Here is a 16,385-nt window from a genome sequence, read left to right as displayed (position 1 = left end):
GGGATAATACCAATTCAAAAATGCGGGATGAATTGGGACTTTTGTACAAAGCAGAATATTGATTCTACCCTTCGGGTTCCGCGTTAGCGGTATGCGTGAGACAAAAAAATCATCCCACTAATCAGCAACGCCCTAATTACTTAGTAATCATGGTTTTGGTGGGCAATGCTTGGGGACTGGGGATTGGGGACTGGGAAGTAAAAATACTAACTTCTAGTCTCTAACCTTTAGCAAGTCATCAAAGCATCTAATCTGCCGAGTACTGCCATATCTTCTGCATCTAACTCTAAGGGTGTACCACTACGAATTAGTTCGGCGAAGTCTTCGTTAGGAACCATAATTGTTAATGTGTACAGGCGACTAGAGCCTGTATTTTTGATTAAATGGGTGCCGGTGGGAGGTACTAATAAACTATCTCCGGCTTTAATGGGAACTTTTTTGCCGTCACACATGGCTATACCTTCCCCTTTGATGACAAAAAACATTTCTACCGCCCATTGATGTCGATTAGGGGGTGTTTGTCCACCGACTTCAAAAATTTCTACGCAGCAGGTTAGGGAAGTATTGGCATTGGTGGAATCAAAAATAATTGCTAATCGATTTGTATCGTGAGGGCTAATACGATATACTTGGTAATCTTTGGGAGATTTAATAACAGGAATTACGCAACGAGTAGCTTGCATTTATTTATCCCTTCCTGTGGCTTCAGGGTGATTTAGGGCTGTGAAAATTGCTTGTGAATCACTAACAAAACCAAAGCATTGTTTAACGTTATATAAGGTCGCTAACCAACAATAATCGGGAGAAGTTGTAGCAGTACAATCTTTGACTAAAATACAGTCGTATCCTAAGAAGTTAGCATCACATAAGGTAGTCAGTACGCATTGATCAGCGTTAACGCCAGCAAACAATATTGTTGTAATTCCCAGGTTTTTTAAAATACTATCTAAAGGTGTGTCCCAAAAGCCACTCATGCGGTATTTATCCACACAAATGTCTTGTGGTAATTGCTGGAGTTCGTCTACGACTGCTGCCGCCCAACTACCTGCCATCAGTACTCTAGCATCGTTTTTGGGTAAGCGATCGCCTAACCCCACCCCCTCTCCTGTAGGATTGTAAACATGAAGTAAATTGGCGCTAATGTTCAGTAAGTCGGGACGATTGCCCCAATTTAACCAAATTACAGGCACACCAACCGCACGCAATTCTGGCAGTAAATTATTTAAAGGTACGATGGGTTTAGCTGCTGGTGTCACATCTACGCCGATATGGGCTAACCAACCATCTGGGTGACAGAAGTCGTTTTGCATATCTATGACAATAATGGCTGTTTTTGCCAAGTCTAGGCGCAGAGTTTTGGTTTCTGTTGATAAGATAACGGGTTGTGGGGTCTTTTGCGGACGAGTGATATCTGCGATCGCTTGATTCACCATCCAAGCATTTGGCGCTACTCCCAATGTGCGTAAAGACTGATCCATAAAATTGCATCACCCAACATAATTACTATTTTGTACCTTGAAATCATATTGAGCGTTTAATTACTTAATTAAGGTTAAAATCTGTGAGTTTCACTATCCAAAATGTGCTGCTGGCTACTGACGACGGTTACATCACTACCGATGTTCAGATTTTAGGGGATAAAATTACCGCTATTGCCCCTAATTTAGATGTTGTGGGTACTGTCATTGATGGTACACATAAGCTGTTACTACCTGGTTTTGTCAATGCTCATACCCACTCATCGGAAATGTGGCAAAGAGGCTTAATCTCTATTTTTCCTTTAGAGTTATGGCTGGCAGAATTATATGATTTTGCCCCCTTGGATACGGAGAAGGTTTATCTCAGCGCCTTGGGTACGGCGGTAGAAACTTTACTGTCTGGGGGAACCAGTGTAGTAGATCATCTGGTATTAATTCCTGGAGAGGAGTTAGAAACTATCGCCAGTGCAGTCCGCGCTTATCAAGAAGTGGGGATTCGGGCTTTTATCGCCCCCCTGATTCAAGACCAATCCCTCTCCGCCGGGCTACCTGCTGGGGAATCGACCCAAACCCATGAGCCTTTTTTCCGTTCCACTGCTGCCACCTTAGAATTAGTAGAAGAAGCTGTGAGACAGTTTCATCATCCAGATGCAGGTGTGAGTATTTTAGTTGCTCCTACGGGGATACAGTTGTGTACTGATGCTTTATTCACAGGTTGTATTGAATTAAGCGATCGCTATAATCTCTGTCGTCACTCTCACTTATTAGAAACCAAAGCCCAAGAAAAACTTGCTCAAGAGAAATATGGTTGTAGTGCTGTTACCCATTTGCAACGCATTGGTTATTTAGGCGATCGCACTTCCCTAGCTCATTGTGTGTGGTTAAATGATACTGATATTGATATTCTTGCACAAACCCAATCGACAGTCGTTCACAATCCCTTAAGTAATTTACGTTTAGGCAGTGGAATTGCCCCCATTTTAAAATATCGCCAAGCCGGGGTGAATGTTACTTTTGGTTGTGATGGTGCTTCTAGTAATGATTCACAGGATTTGTTAGAAGCTATTAAAATCGGGTCTATTTTACATAACGTCACCGACTTTGATTATCGCTCTTGGATTTCTCCCAGACAAGCAGTAGAAATGGCATCTTTAGGCGCGGCCAAGGGACTAAATCTGGCGGATCAACTCGGTTCAATTACCGTTGGTAAAAAAGCCGATTTAATACTTTATGATCTGACTAATTTATCATTGGTTCCGCGTACAGATCCTATTGGTTTATTAGTTTTAGGTCGTCCTACAAATGTTGTCGATAGTGCTTGGGTAAATGGACGACAAATTATCGCTAATCGTCAAGTAACGACAATTGACGTTGAAAAATTACGAACAGAATTATTCCACCTCAGTGAATGGGCTACTAATCGCCAATCTCAAACAGTGGAACAATTCGAGGTTCATTACCGCACAGTCATGGGTTTAATTTAATCTCGTCCAGAGAGCTACAGTGTACACACAAATTTAGTAGTACTTTTACTGTCAACAGTTATCAGCTTTATCAACTTGATAATTTCCACTTCTTTACAGTAAAAATGACGAAAACTTGTAAACGCCAATCTCCCGTGCGCTTATTTGTCCGTGTTCTGCTGTGCAGCAAGTTGGATGGCTTCTACGTCAACCTTGAGTTGTTGAGCAATCTGTTCTATACTCATCCCTGTTTTTAGTAACAAAGGTACAGTTATTCTCAACAATTCAGCTTCCCGTTCCTCTCGCCCTTCTTCTCGACCCTCTTCTCGACCCTCTTCTCGACCCTCAGCTTTCGCCTCTTGGTAGACCCTTGTTTCCTCTAAAGTCAGTCCTAGCATGGCTTCCACTTCTTCTCTACTTAATGAAGAAAACTTGTAAACAGCAATTGTGGTGATAATGTCTATTATCTCGTTTTTCGGCAGTGTGCCTGTTGAATCTAATTGTACCTGCTCAATCAAAAGACGCGCTTGCTGTGCGATCGTTTCAGAGGATGCGATCGTCAACTGCATTAAATTGATGCCTATCGGCATACTAGAAGTACCTAACTCATCTAAATAAATGCGTTGTACTTGGTCGCTGTTTAAAAATATTCGATGAGTTCTTGTATCAGTTGGTTCCAAAGAACGTGATGGAAAAATTACTACACAATGCCAATCGTCGTATTGAGACTGATTTCGGTACAAATACGTCAAAGATTCGGTAAAGAAACGATGATAAAGAGTTTCGTCTTTCTGAAACTGAACTTCCGCAAAAAAGATTATCTTGGGTGTTGCATCTTCTGGAGGTAAAAAGACCCCATCAATACGAAAGGCAGTTTCTTTTACCTCAACTGACTCAAATCGATAATTCTGAGCTTGTTCAGGACGGTCATCAACAAGCTCAAAAATTAAAGCAGGAAATCGCTTAAAAATTTGGTAAAAAATGGAGTCGCGTTTCACTAAAATATACAAATAATTAACAATTTAACTGTTTATCTTAACGTCAAGATGACACTACTTATACATTGAAATTTGTCACGTTAATAATTTTATTATTTGTTTTTGACAGGTATTAACTACTGTGATTTTGGGACTCTGTGGCAAAAATCATCCACCACAGAGGCAAAACTTTATTTTTTAGCTTGAATTACCTGTAAACTGCCACCAGCATATAAAGTTGATTTACTTACTTCAAAACCAATTTCAGTGAGTAAACCAGCTAAATCTGTTTTTAATAACTGCCAAGCTGTTTCTGTCTCAAATAACAGTAAAAATACTGTTAAACCAGGCCAGAAGATAGGATTAGTAGGAGTGTGAAAATCTACTAATGTAAATATTCCTCCTGGTTTCAGAACTCGATACACTTCTTGAATAATTTCTCGCAATTGTTGCGGTTCCATTTCATGTAAAGCAGCGCTGGTATGCACTACATCAAACTGTTTATCTGGAAATGGCATTTTCTCCGCAAAAGCTTCTACATAATTAGCCTCTGGCACATTTTGTCTAGCCCGTCGCAAAGATAAGGGAGAAGCATCTAATCCTGTTACGTTTTGTGAATATTTCACTAATAATTGCGTTGCTTGACCACTACCACAACAAACATCAAGGACAGAAGTATTTTTCTCAATGGTTAATCCTTGCAAAGCTAATTGCCGAAATCTGGCTTCTCCACCCACAGTCAGCGCAGCTACACGAGATATGGAATCGTACAGCCATTGATAGCGATAACTTAAATCCCTGAAAATTGTTGCCATAGTACTATTCCGAACTGTTAAGCTTTATATTTAATAAAGATATATTGTTAACATTAGTAAAAAATCTGAAAAGGTTGGGGGAAAATAACTGCTATGGGTCGTGTAGGCGTATTATTACTCAATCTCGGTGGTCCCGATAAGCTGGAGGATGTAGGGCCTTTTTTGTTTAACCTATTCTCCGATCCGGAAATTATACGCTTACCATTCCGGTGGTTGCAGAAGCCCTTGGCTTGGTTTATTGCTTCTCGACGCACCAAAACCTCCCAAGAGAACTATAAGCAAATTGGCGGTGGCTCCCCACTACGGCGGATTACGGAAGCCCAAGGAGAAGCCTTAAAGGAACAGTTGCATGATTTGGGTCAAGAAGCGAATATCTATGTGGGAATGCGTTATTGGCATCCATATACGGAAGAAGCGATCGCTCTTTTGACCCAAGATAACCTGGATAACTTGGTGATTTTGCCACTATACCCCCAATTCTCCATCAGCACTAGTGGCTCTAGCTTCCGTCTACTAGAAAGACTTTGGCAAGAAGACCCCAAACTACAACGTCTGGACTACACCGTCATCCCCTCTTGGTATAAAGAACCATGTTATTTACAGGCGATGGCGGAACTCATTAGCCAAGAAGTAGACCAATTTCCTGATCCTGATCAAGTTCATGTGTTCTTCAGCGCTCATGGTGTACCCAAAAGCTATGTTGAAGAAGCAGGCGACCCCTATCAGCAGGAGATTGAGGAATGTACTGCATTAATTATGCAAACCCTCAATCGACCAAATCCTCACACTTTAGCCTATCAAAGTCGCGTCGGCCCAGTTGAATGGCTGCAACCCTATACCGAAGATGCGCTCAAAGAACTAGGCGCGCAAGGTGTCAAAGATTTAGTTGTCGTACCTATCAGTTTCGTCTCCGAACACATCGAGACACTACAAGAAATTGATATCGAGTATCGGGAAATAGCAGAAGAAGCCGGAATCCACAATTTCCGTCGTGTCGCTGCACCTAATACCCATCCGGTATTTATTAGAGCTTTGGCGAATTTAGTAATTGACGCGCTCAACAAACCCAGCTTCAAGCTGTCGCAAGCAGCCCAAATCAAGAAAATGGTGAAAATGTATCCTCCTGAGAGTTGGGAATGGGGTATGACTTCTAGTGCGGAAGTTTGGAATGGACGGATTGCGATGTTAGGTTTTATTGCTCTCATCATCGAGTTAGTGACAGGTCAAGGCCTACTGCATATGATTGGGCTTTTGCAGTAGTGAGAGAAAAGCGATGACATCCCCTCTGAGACCGTCGCTGTAACATTTCTATCACAAAAAAATATTAATTGAAGTGATAAATCGGGCATTAAATTTTTGTTAATGTCCGATTTTTTATAACTAATGAATAGTAGCAATTCCTTCAAAAGATAGGAATAAAAATTGGAGAAAAATCGACTAAATATCCCATTAGTGGGACGTATTGGCTACTGAATTTTTTTTAAAGTGAGTTTGATTTGATTGATAAATTACGTTGATTACAGGAAACTCACCATGAAAAAATTATTTTGGTTATCCACATTAGGCTTGGCGATCGCTGCAACTAGTCTACCCGTTGTAGCCCAAACACCAGAAACCCAAACCCCCGAAACTCAAACCCCAGTAACTCCAATACCCGAAACCCAAACCCCAGGAACTCAAATTCCCCCAACAACACCAATAACTCAAGATAGTTTTGGCGCACCTCGAATTAAACATACAAGTACCTCTCGTACTACCAATTACATCAGTCTCTATACAGGTAGTCAGCCTTTAGCCTACGTCACGATTTTACCGCCAGAAAACATTGGTATTGGCAATAATATTACAGTCACAGATCAATCTGGTCAAAGCATCAATGCCAACGTTACCAGAGAAGGACAGAAGGTGAGAATTAGCTTTGCTCAACCAGTAGCCCCAGGAAGTACTCTAGAAATTGCCCTCACAGATTTGGCATTTGGTTATCCCTATCCCTCCAAGAGTACTTTTAATTATGAATTAGCTGGTGGACATATTGGCTTTAACCGAGAGATTCCTTATGGTTTAGCTCAGTTTCAAATATACTAACTCCATTTGCTAATTGAAGTCTCAAGAAAATTAGGAAGTGTTGGGTTGGAAGTAATAATTTTCAACTCAACACTTAACTATTAATGACTATTGACTAAATAGATCATTATTTATTTTCCTGCATATTCCTGACAATTTTAGTTACTAGTTTCCTGGGGATAAATCTGATGCTTTTCGCCATTATTTTATTGATCAAACCAGGAATAACAATTGTTTTGCCCTGCATCAAACCACGATAACCAATATCGGCAACAGTAGCTGCATCCATCATCCTTTTACCTTTGACTAGTTTAGAATCTGCCATCCCCGTCCTTTGATGGAAAGCAGACTGCGTTGTTCCTGGGCAAAGAACTGTCACAGTAACACCTGTACCGTCTAATTCGTTGGCGAGTGCTTCAGAAAAAGATAATACGTAGGCTTTAGTAGCAAAATAAACTGCCATTAAAGGCCCTGGTTGAAAAGCCGCAGCAGAAGAGACATTTAAGATTTTGCCCTCACCTTGCTGAACCATGTTTTTGAGAAATAACTTAGTTAAATGGGTAGTACATACCAAATTTACCTGTAGCATTTCTAGTTCATCAGCAAGATTAGTGTCATTAAATAATCCATAAGTACCAAACCCAGCATTATTAACTAGCACATCAACTTTAATATTTGCCTGTTCTAGCTCTTGGAAAATTTCTTCAGGAGATGTTGTTTTAGATAAATCTCTGACGATAGGCTTAACATAAATTCCAAATTTATCTTGAAATTTGGTCGCTATTTCTTCTAGTTTTTCCTTTGTTCGATCTACTAATACAAGATTGTAACCATTTTCAGCAAAAATGCACACTAATTCATAACCAATACCACTAGCTGCACCAGTAATTAGAGCAGTCTGCTTATGTGTTTTGTTCATGTTTGATGTTGGGTGATTTCAATAGATTAACTAGGTCTGTATTTATCAAAAGGGAATTGATAACTAAGGAATTGACCTATTTTAAAAACCAAAATGATAACGCTTTAAATATGATTCAGGAGCCTGCGGCAACTATCAGGGTAAATAAATTTCAGCAATCGGAATTAGTTAGTGGGCGCTTAAATCCTCTTGGTTTGATTCAAGATAAGCAAGCTATATCCATAATCCGCACATAATTTCTGCTGATTTCAGGCTCCTGAATTCTAATCTTTCTTTGATAAATATTAACAAGCCGTCCAAAATTATATTCAACTTATTGGATCATTTTTGTATATATATATTCTATCTAGAAAATAATTTTTGTTTGTAATTGCGACTAAAATATTTAGAATAATGCTGGCAAAAATTTAAATATGTATATCCGACTGGATTAATTTTTATGTAGTACGTGCTAAAAAAGCATTATACTTAAGCTTTGATTTTACGGTGGTTATTAAACGAGAAATCCTTGTAAAATATGGATTTTTGAGTTTTACAGTGGTATTACACTTAAGGTTAAAGTTTATTTAATTTTTCCAAAAATTAAAGGAAATTCCTATAGTGTCGAGTAAGTTAAAGTGGGCAACAGCAGAAAAATAATTCTGATATTGTTGCCAATACTACAAAGTATGATATTTCATTATGAAAATTAGCGTCTATTATAACTTTGTATATCGATATAAATATGCTAAACACTGTTTACATGGATTCAGGATTCAGCTTATTTTATTTTGGAGTTTGGGTATTTGGGTGTTATTAACAGCGAATTCACAAGCTGCCCCCATACACAGCAATTGGGATACGCTCTCAAAATCTTTAGAAAAGATCACTTCTAATAATTCTGGGGATAATGTTGATTTACTCTCTATCCAGAATCATCAACGCCACCCCAATATACTTTTAAATCAATTAGATAAAAAACATATCTTAATTGCTGCCCCGGAAAACTTCAATCCAGGATTGCGATTACCTCCAGCTATACCAATACCACCTACAATACAGCCTAACCCGATTCCACCTGCAAATCCCACCGAATCGGTTAAGCCAGTGACAGTATTAGAAAGTATTCAGACAGACTTTCGTAATGATACTAATAACTTTGGTCAAAGTAACTTACTCGTTGAACCAACAATTCAGTTTAAATTGCCTAATGGCAATAAAATATTTCTCAAAACAGGTTTAGAATTGTTTGAACAACGGGATGTGGAATCGGTTACTAACATTCCCCTGGAAATTGGTTGGCAAGGAAAAGTAGATGAAATAACTCTGCAAACAACAGTAGGAGTTGATGTTTTTAATCGATTACCTACAGCTATCAATTTCAATGCTCAGATGGAAGCTCCTATTATACCACCACAAATTTCCTCCTCAGGTCAATTAGTACCGGGTTTAATCATATCGGCTAACTTAGAACAAGGCCCTTATAAATCTAATATTCAAACCTTAGAAAATCAAATTACAGCTTGGCGATTTGGGCCTAATTTATATTGGCAAATTGATCGTGACACTAGTTTATTCTCATCGCTGCGTTTGGGTAATTACAGCGATCGCAATTTTGAAATTCAGTCTTTCAGCAGGCTAGAACGCAAGTTTGGACAATTTTCTTTGGCGGCTAACTTATTCAGTTGGAGTTACAGTCGCAATCTGGAAAGCACTAGCGGCTATTTTTCTCCTCCAGATTTCCTCGCATACAACGCTGAAGTTACTTGGCAAGGGGATATTGCTAATTTCTTGCTGTGTCGGCTGTCAGCTAACTTAGGACAACAGCGAATTAATGGAGAAACTGATAACGCCAACACTTATCAAAGTCGTTGTACAGTCAAGGTATCGCCAAAAATAGAGGCTGATATCGGCTATGGCTTTAGTAATGTGCGAAATCAAGATACAGGCGGAAGTGATTACAGTGGAGGTTCTTTGACGGGACAGTTAAGGATGAGATTTTAAATGTTAGTTAAATTTGCGAATTGGGAAAGATAACGTTGTTAAAGCTTTGAGTAAATTACACAATAAGGCTTGATACAGCATGAGTTCCGACTTTCAACCCCCACCTCCAGGCTTATCTATGCTAGTTGCTGTTGGAGGGGTGGTTACCGCAGTGATAGCGATCGCTGGGTTAAATTCTTTGTCTAGTCGTCTGGCTCAAAATACGTCAATATCTGCAATATCAACACCTCAAACTTCTTCTACCGCTAATGTGGAAACACAAGCACAAAAGGTAGCAAAACTTGATGCTAAATCTGTAGTTCTACCAGGGACAGAGGTTCCTGTTAGTGAATTAACGAAAACTAAAACACCTGACATCGGGGTGAAAGTTGGCAAACTGGATGCAGCAGATATGGCTAACGCTCGCATAGCTTGGTCATATTTTCAACATAACTGGAATGATGAAACTGGACTGGTTAATTCCGCCGATGGCTTTAGTTCTGTAACTATGTGGGATCAGGCGGCGGCGATCGCTGCTTTGGTAAGTGCTAGAGAACTGAATCTCATTCCAGTGGCAGAATTTGAGGCGAAGATGAGTCAAACATTGCAGACTCTAGCAACCCTACCTTTATATAAGGGTGAACTACCCAACAAAGTCTACAACGCCAAAACTCTTATCCCTGTTAATTATGGAAAATTAGATCAACGAGAAGAAATTGGCTGGTCAGCAATTGATTTAGGACGAATGGCAATTTGGCTGAAGATTGTCGAAGCCAAGTACCCCCAAATGCGATCGCCTGTGCAAGCTGTCTGGAAGCATTGGCAAGTCAAGCGCCTAACCAAAAATGGGCAAATGTACGGCACTAGCGTTGTTCAAGGTCAAGAACAATATCACCAAGAAGGGCGTTTGGGCTATGAAAATTACGCCGCCTACGGTTTGCAACTATGGGGGTTAGATGTCAAGCAAGCCCTAGATTATCGGTCGCAAACCGCCTTTGTCAATCTCTACGGACAAGGTGTTCCTTACGATCTCCGCGACGCTAACAACTCAGGCGCAAATAACTACGTCCTCAGCGAACCTTATATTCTGGATGGTATAGAAACTGGGTTTCAGGCTTTGCCTAAAGTTTATGCTGATAGAGTTTTAGCTGCTCAAGTAGCCCGTTATCAAGCAACACAAGAGTTAACCGCTTTGACAGAAGACAATGTAGACCGTCTGCCTTACTTTGTTTACAACAGCTTGTTTGTGAACGGTAAACCTTGGGCGACGATTACAGACACCGGACAACAGTACAATAATTTACGCTTTCTCAGTGCCAAAGCGGCGATCGGCTGGCATATGCTTTACAACACTGATTACACAAGCACTTTATCTCACACGGTTTTCAAGGAACTGAAATCTGAGAAAGGCTGGTACAACGGATTGTATGAATCCTTACGTCAGCCAAATAAAGCACTTACAGCTAATAATAATGGCGTAATTTTAGAAAGTTTTCTTTATAAGCAAGTTGGTCAACCCCTCACTGTTTGGGCAGGAGTTAAGCTTGAAAGCGGAGGTTTTGGAGCGATCGCACCTGAGCGATAGTTTCAAAGTCACGATCACTTTGAACTAAAAGTAAATAAAGCATTATACCCAGAATATATCAGTATATTAACTTGTATTTTGTACCTAAGTACAAGAGATTCAGTGTATTCCTCGCTGATATAGCAAAAATTTCCGCCTAATATCTAAATTCATGAGTCCCCGACTTCATGTGATTCGCTAATGCGATTTAATTCATTTCTACCGCAGTGCTATCAAGGTACTGATTCTTAACTCTCCGTATATGCTATACAAGCAACGCCAACAAAAGCTGTGGAAATGGATGGCATTGTTCCTAGTTGGGACATTGTTGCAGTTTTTGTTTTATGTTCCAGTACGTACCTTAGCACAGAGTTCTCATGTTGCTGCTAATTCCGCTAGTTGTAGCAGTATTACATCTCCTCTCACCCCTGAGGAACAAACTTATGCTCGTGCGGCTTGGCAATATTTTGTGAAAAACTATCAGCCAGCAACAGGATTTACCAATTCCACCGGGGGTTATCCTTCCGGTACGCTGTGGGATATGGGGAACTACTTGATGGCGTTGAATGCGGCGCGGTGGTTGAATCTCACTGATCAAACAGACTTTGACGCTCGCCTGAATAAGTTTTTGACTGGTCTGGGAAATCTGAAATTGTTTGAGGATGCTTTACCTAATAAAGTCTACAACGCAGCCACCGGACAGATGGTAGATTACACTAATAATCCCATTGAACGGGGTATTGGCTGGTCTGCTTTAGATGTCGGTCGGATATTGGCGGCCTTTGATGTGATTCGCACCTGTCACCCTCAATATAATGATTGGCTCAAAGGGATTGTAGCTAAGTGGCAAGTAGGGCGATCGCTCAAAGATGAACAACTGTTTGGCGCAACAGTCCTCCCAGATAACACCACATTACTGGTACAAGAAGGACGACTCGGCTATGAAGAATACGCTGTTAGGGGTTATCAACTTTGGGGTTTTGCCGCGCCCAAGGCTCTGGCGTTAGAACCATATAAGATGGTGGAAATTAATGGTGTACAGATCCCTGTTGATACCCGTGATTTCCAAAGCACCAATGCCAATAATTATGTTGTGAGCGAGTCTTATATTCTTGAGGGCATCGAATTTGGTTTTCAGGGAGAGTTAGGCGATTTTGCGGCTAGGGTTTTGGAGGCGCAGAAGCGGCGCTACGATGCGACAGGTCAGTTAACTGCGGTGACGGAAGACAACATCGACCAAGAACCTTATTTTCTCTACAACACCATTTACGCCAACGGTAAAAACTGGGCAACCATCACCGATACTAACCAACCTTACCCCCAGTTTCGTAGCATTAGTACCAAAGCAGCTTTTGGTTGGCGCTATCTTTTTCCAGATAATGCTTATGCACAAAAGATTTTCGATGCGGTCAAGGATCTCCGCAGTCCCGATGGCGGTGGTTTTTACGCTGGCATTTATGAGGAATCAAAGCAGCCGAATAAAGCTTTAACTGGCAATACCAATGGGCTAATTTTGGAGATTTTATACTACAAAGCCAGAGGAAATCGTCCTTTAATTGGTTCGAGTGCTGTTAGTCAACCAAGCAAACCAGCAAACAACAATACTTCCTCTGCTGCGACTCCCCCACCAGCAGAAACTCCCAAGGTGACACAAACATCTACAACCCCAACAAATTCTAGCCCTCCAATATCAGGAAATACTCCTCAGGTTGCGGAAGTGACGATCGCACCCATTCCCCCAGTGGGTAATCCAGACCCATCCTCTACCCTGAAACTGGCTCGACCCCTAACGGTAGTGGAACGACGCTATGCAGAAGCAGCATGGAGGTACTTTCAAGCCAATTATCATGCTCGTAGTGGGTTAATCGACGATCGCAGTGATTTTCAGGGTGCTACTCTTTGGGGATTGGGAGATTATTTAGCCGCGCTTCATGCAGTGCGATCGCTTGAGATTATTACCCCGAAGGAATTTGACCAGCGTACCCGGCATTTATTAGCAGCCTTAGGCCAGCTACCCTTATTTGCCGGAGAATTACCGCATCGAGGTTATGATACGCGAGTTCTCCAACCGATTGATTATGGTGGGAATCCGGTTCCCCAGGGTAACGGTTGGTCAGCTTTAGATATAGGTAGGTTATTAGCAGCACTGTATAACTTAAAAAGCTGTCACCCAGAATATACCCAAGCAGTTGATCAAATTGTCTTGGATTGGTCATACCTGCGGGTAGTGCGGGATGGAGTTCTTTCCAGCGCCACAGTTACCCCAGGGAAGGAAGGACGATATCTTACCCGCGTCAATTTGGAAACCCGCTTGGGTTATGAAGAATATGCTGCTCGTGGTTTTCAACTATGGGGATTTGAGGTAGAGGGTTCGGCTATTGGTGGTGAATATCAAACTACCTTGGTGGAAGGTGTGGAGGTTCCTACCCAACGCCGTCGCACAGATACCAACTCCAAAGTTAACCAATATACAGTCAGTAATCCTTTCTTACTTTACGCCCTGGAATTTGGCTTAGATCCACAAATGCGATCGCTCTTTGAGTCCATTTTCCAATCACAAGCAGCGCGTTACCGCCGCACCGACACCTTGACAGCCTCAGCCACCACTCTCATAGACCGCAAGCCTTACACCGTCCACAGCACAATTACCGGTAAGGGTGAACCTTGGCAAACCTTAGGAGATGACGGACAAACTGTACCCCAAGGACGAATGGTAAGTACAGCCGTGGGTTTTGCTTATCATGCGCTCCTGCCAGAAACTCAATATAGTCAAAAGTTATTTGCAGGAACCACAGACTTATATAACCCACTAGCAGGATTTTATGAGGGCTTTTATGAAACCACAGGTAAAACAGCCGTTGGTTTCACCAGCAGCACCAACAGCATGATTTTACAATCCTTGCTATACATGGTCACCAACCGCCAACCCTTAATTCGTCCATCAAGCGCTATGCAGTCGCCTTGGTGGCAAGCTGTGGCTCAAGGGGACTCCGGCCGAGGCTTACCGAGAATTGCTAAATCAAGGGTCAGATTAATTTCTGATAGTTATGGCAGTTATTGGATGTCCGATTCTTCCCGGTGATGTAGCAGGAATTGGGAGTTTTGTTTCCGACGATAATTTTATTACCATTGTCAAAATGACTTCTCTATTTATTAATAACGCTCCAACTTTTTCTGGCAACAGTCGTTCCACCCTCAAAAAAAGAACACTGCTATTTCGCTACCTCGCAGAAATCAATTTAATTTTTGGTCTGTGGTATTTACAATGGCGCATTACCAACTCCATAAATTTTGATGCGTTATGGCTCTCGATTCCGTTGTTGCTGGCGGAAATTTATAGCTACATTGGCGGAGTGATGTTTGTCATTGGCTTGTGGCGACCTTTAGTCCGACAGATTAAGTCACTTGACCAGTTGACTCCACCGCTACCGCCAACGGATTGGCCGATTGTAGATGTTTTTATCACTTGTTATAATGAACCGCCGGAGATGGTCGAACAGACGGCCCAAGCCGCTTTAGCCATAGATTATCCACCAACTAAGTTGTATGTTTACGTTTTGGATGATGGTAATTCCCCCACTATGCGAGCCATGACGGAAAGGTTATGTATTGCAGATTTACAGTCACCACTACTACAGCAAGAAGCCAACCGCATTGATGCAGAACGCTCGCACTTGGTAGAACGTCTGCAAAATCTAGAAAGTTTCACCCCTAATATTCAAGTGGCTGAAGAATGGTTGTCAAAATCGTCATCAGTTCCTAGCCAGGACACAACCAAAACTGAAGTTTTAGCCCAGAGTTTGCAACAGTTTATTCGTTGGTTATCTCCCAAGCATCATAGTGTTACTGAACGACTCAAAACTGAACGCCAAGCTTTAGCAGCCGCTATTCGCCAAAAAGAACTAGAATTGGTCGAACTTGCTAGATTGCGTTATATTGCTCGTCCTAAACCTGTGGGTGTGCCCCACCATGCGAAAGCGGGAAACCTCAATTACGCAATTTTTTCTGGCGAAACTTCGGGAGAATTGATTCTTACTTTAGACGCTGATCATATTCCCAAACCCCAATTTCTCAAACGGGTTTTGCCATACTTCTACACATACAATCTGTTCAATGGCAAATATGAACAGAACCGCATTGCTTTTGTACAGACACCTCAGGACTTTTATAATATTCCCCCAAGCGATCCCTTTGGGCATCGAGCCAGTTTATTTTATGGGCCGCTACAACAGGGTAAAGATGGGATGAATGCGGCATTTTATACAGGCACTAACGCCATTTTGCGACGTGAGGCCTTAATTAATGTGGGACTGCAATATTTTGCTGATGATTTTACCAAAGATGAAAAACGATTAGATGAATTTCAATTAGTCGGTGGTCTATCTAGCAACAGTATTACAGAAGATATGAATACCGCCATGCGTCTACATGGTGCTGGTTGGAAATCGGTTTATCATCATGAACTTTTGGCAGAAGGTTTAGCACCTGATGACCTCAGTTCTACTTTGAAACAAAGACTACGTTGGGCGCAGGGAACAATCCAAGTACTAGTGAGAGAAAACCCACTGAGCAAACCGGGACTCACGTTTTGGCAACGTCTGCAATATTTTAAGACGATGTATAGTTATTTTTCTGGTTTTGCTACGCTTATTTTTATTTCTTGCCCAATTATCTATTTCTTTACAGAAATTTCTCCTGTAAAAACATACGGTATTGATTTTATTGTACACTTTTTACCTACCTTTATCATCAATCGTCTAACCTTTATTGTGGCAATATGGGGCATTCCAGCTAGTGAAATTTGGCGTTCTGAACAATATGCGATCGCCTTATTTCCCGTATTTATTCAAGCTGTTTGGAGTGTATTCACTGGACAGAAGATTAACTTTCAAGTTACACCCAAACAACGACAGTCAGGGATTTATCTACAAATGATTTGGCCACAATTAATGTTTTTATTGCTAACTATTATAGGAATAGTTTGGAGTCTTTACAACTTTGTAATTGGTCACCTCAATCATCCTTGGGTTAACCTACTCAATAGCTCCTGGGCTATCTATAACCTGCTCCTTTTATCAGGTATCATTCGTGCATCTGTTTGGCAAATGCCAAAAGATCATTCAAATAAAATATGAATATTATT

12 protein-coding genes are annotated in these 16,385 nt (G+C 41.2%); 7 read left to right on the top strand and 5 right to left on the bottom strand.

Going from position 1 to position 16,385, the window contains the following annotated elements:
* Positions 1-227: 227 nt before the first annotated feature.
* Both GSQ19_RS13185 and GSQ19_RS13180 read right to left on the bottom strand, forming a co-directional pair.
* Positions 228-683 (bottom strand): cupin domain-containing protein, encoded by a 456-nt coding sequence (locus tag GSQ19_RS13185; protein ID WP_011318394.1) that lies wholly within the window; start codon positions 681-683, stop codon positions 228-230.
* Positions 684-1,478 carry a cysteine hydrolase family protein gene (locus tag GSQ19_RS13180; protein WP_011318393.1) on the bottom strand — a complete coding sequence of 265 codons (795 nt, stop codon included), beginning with the start codon at positions 1,476-1,478 and terminating at the stop codon, positions 684-686.
* Positions 1,479-1,561: 83 nt separating this feature from the next.
* Here GSQ19_RS13180 and GSQ19_RS13175 point away from each other — a divergent pair, with 83 nt between their 5' ends.
* A complete protein-coding gene (locus GSQ19_RS13175) occupies positions 1,562-2,962 on the top strand; it encodes an amidohydrolase (RefSeq protein ID WP_011318392.1) in 1,401 nt (466 codons plus the stop codon).
* 140 nt (positions 2,963-3,102) lie between these two features.
* On the opposite strand, the gene GSQ19_RS13170 is transcribed toward GSQ19_RS13175, so the two are convergent.
* Both GSQ19_RS13170 and GSQ19_RS13165 read right to left on the bottom strand, forming a co-directional pair.
* Positions 3,103-3,939 (bottom strand): Rpn family recombination-promoting nuclease/putative transposase, encoded by an 837-nt coding sequence (locus tag GSQ19_RS13170; protein WP_011318391.1) that lies wholly within the window; start codon positions 3,937-3,939, stop codon positions 3,103-3,105.
* 170 nt (positions 3,940-4,109) lie between these two features.
* Entirely contained in the window at positions 4,110-4,733 is a 624-nt protein-coding gene (locus tag GSQ19_RS13165; protein ID WP_011318390.1) for a class I SAM-dependent methyltransferase, read from the bottom strand.
* Positions 4,734-4,826: 93 nt separating this feature from the next.
* Here GSQ19_RS13165 and hemH point away from each other — a divergent pair, with 93 nt between their 5' ends.
* Positions 4,827-5,993: a ferrochelatase gene (gene hemH / locus GSQ19_RS13160; RefSeq protein ID WP_011318389.1), complete on the top strand. Its 1,167-nt coding sequence runs from the start codon at positions 4,827-4,829 to the stop codon at positions 5,991-5,993.
* A gap of 273 nt (positions 5,994-6,266) precedes the next feature.
* On the top strand, positions 6,267-6,818 hold the full coding sequence (locus tag GSQ19_RS13155; RefSeq protein ID WP_011318388.1) for a DUF2808 domain-containing protein: 552 nt from the start codon (positions 6,267-6,269) through the stop codon (positions 6,816-6,818).
* A gap of 106 nt (positions 6,819-6,924) precedes the next feature.
* Here GSQ19_RS13155 and GSQ19_RS13150 read toward each other — a convergent pair whose 3' ends face one another.
* A complete protein-coding gene (locus GSQ19_RS13150) occupies positions 6,925-7,716 on the bottom strand; it encodes an SDR family NAD(P)-dependent oxidoreductase (RefSeq protein ID WP_011318387.1) in 792 nt (263 codons plus the stop codon).
* Between the two features lie 789 nt (positions 7,717-8,505).
* Between GSQ19_RS13150 and GSQ19_RS13145 the strand changes: the two genes are divergently transcribed.
* From GSQ19_RS13145 to GSQ19_RS13130, 4 genes are all read left to right on the top strand, one after another.
* Positions 8,506-9,699: a hypothetical protein gene (locus GSQ19_RS13145; protein WP_224311772.1), complete on the top strand. Its 1,194-nt coding sequence runs from the start codon at positions 8,506-8,508 to the stop codon at positions 9,697-9,699.
* A 79-nt stretch (positions 9,700-9,778) separates the two neighbouring features.
* On the top strand, positions 9,779-11,263 hold the full coding sequence (locus GSQ19_RS13140; RefSeq protein ID WP_011318385.1) for a DUF3131 domain-containing protein: 1,485 nt from the start codon (positions 9,779-9,781) through the stop codon (positions 11,261-11,263).
* Between the two features lie 241 nt (positions 11,264-11,504).
* Positions 11,505-14,324, top strand: coding sequence for a DUF3131 domain-containing protein (locus GSQ19_RS13135; protein ID WP_011318384.1), 2,820 nt, complete (start codon positions 11,505-11,507; stop codon positions 14,322-14,324).
* Positions 14,290-16,377: a glycosyltransferase gene (locus GSQ19_RS13130; protein ID WP_224311770.1), complete on the top strand. Its 2,088-nt coding sequence runs from the start codon at positions 14,290-14,292 to the stop codon at positions 16,375-16,377. Before GSQ19_RS13135 ends, GSQ19_RS13130 begins: the two co-directional genes overlap by 35 nt.
* Positions 16,378-16,385 lie beyond the last annotated feature (8 nt).

This window comes from Trichormus variabilis 0441, from assembly GCF_009856605.1.
GTDB lineage: Bacteria > Cyanobacteriota > Cyanobacteriia > Cyanobacteriales > Nostocaceae > Trichormus > Trichormus variabilis.
Note: the sequence above shows the minus strand (reverse complement) of the source record. Positions and strands in the feature narration are given on the sequence as shown.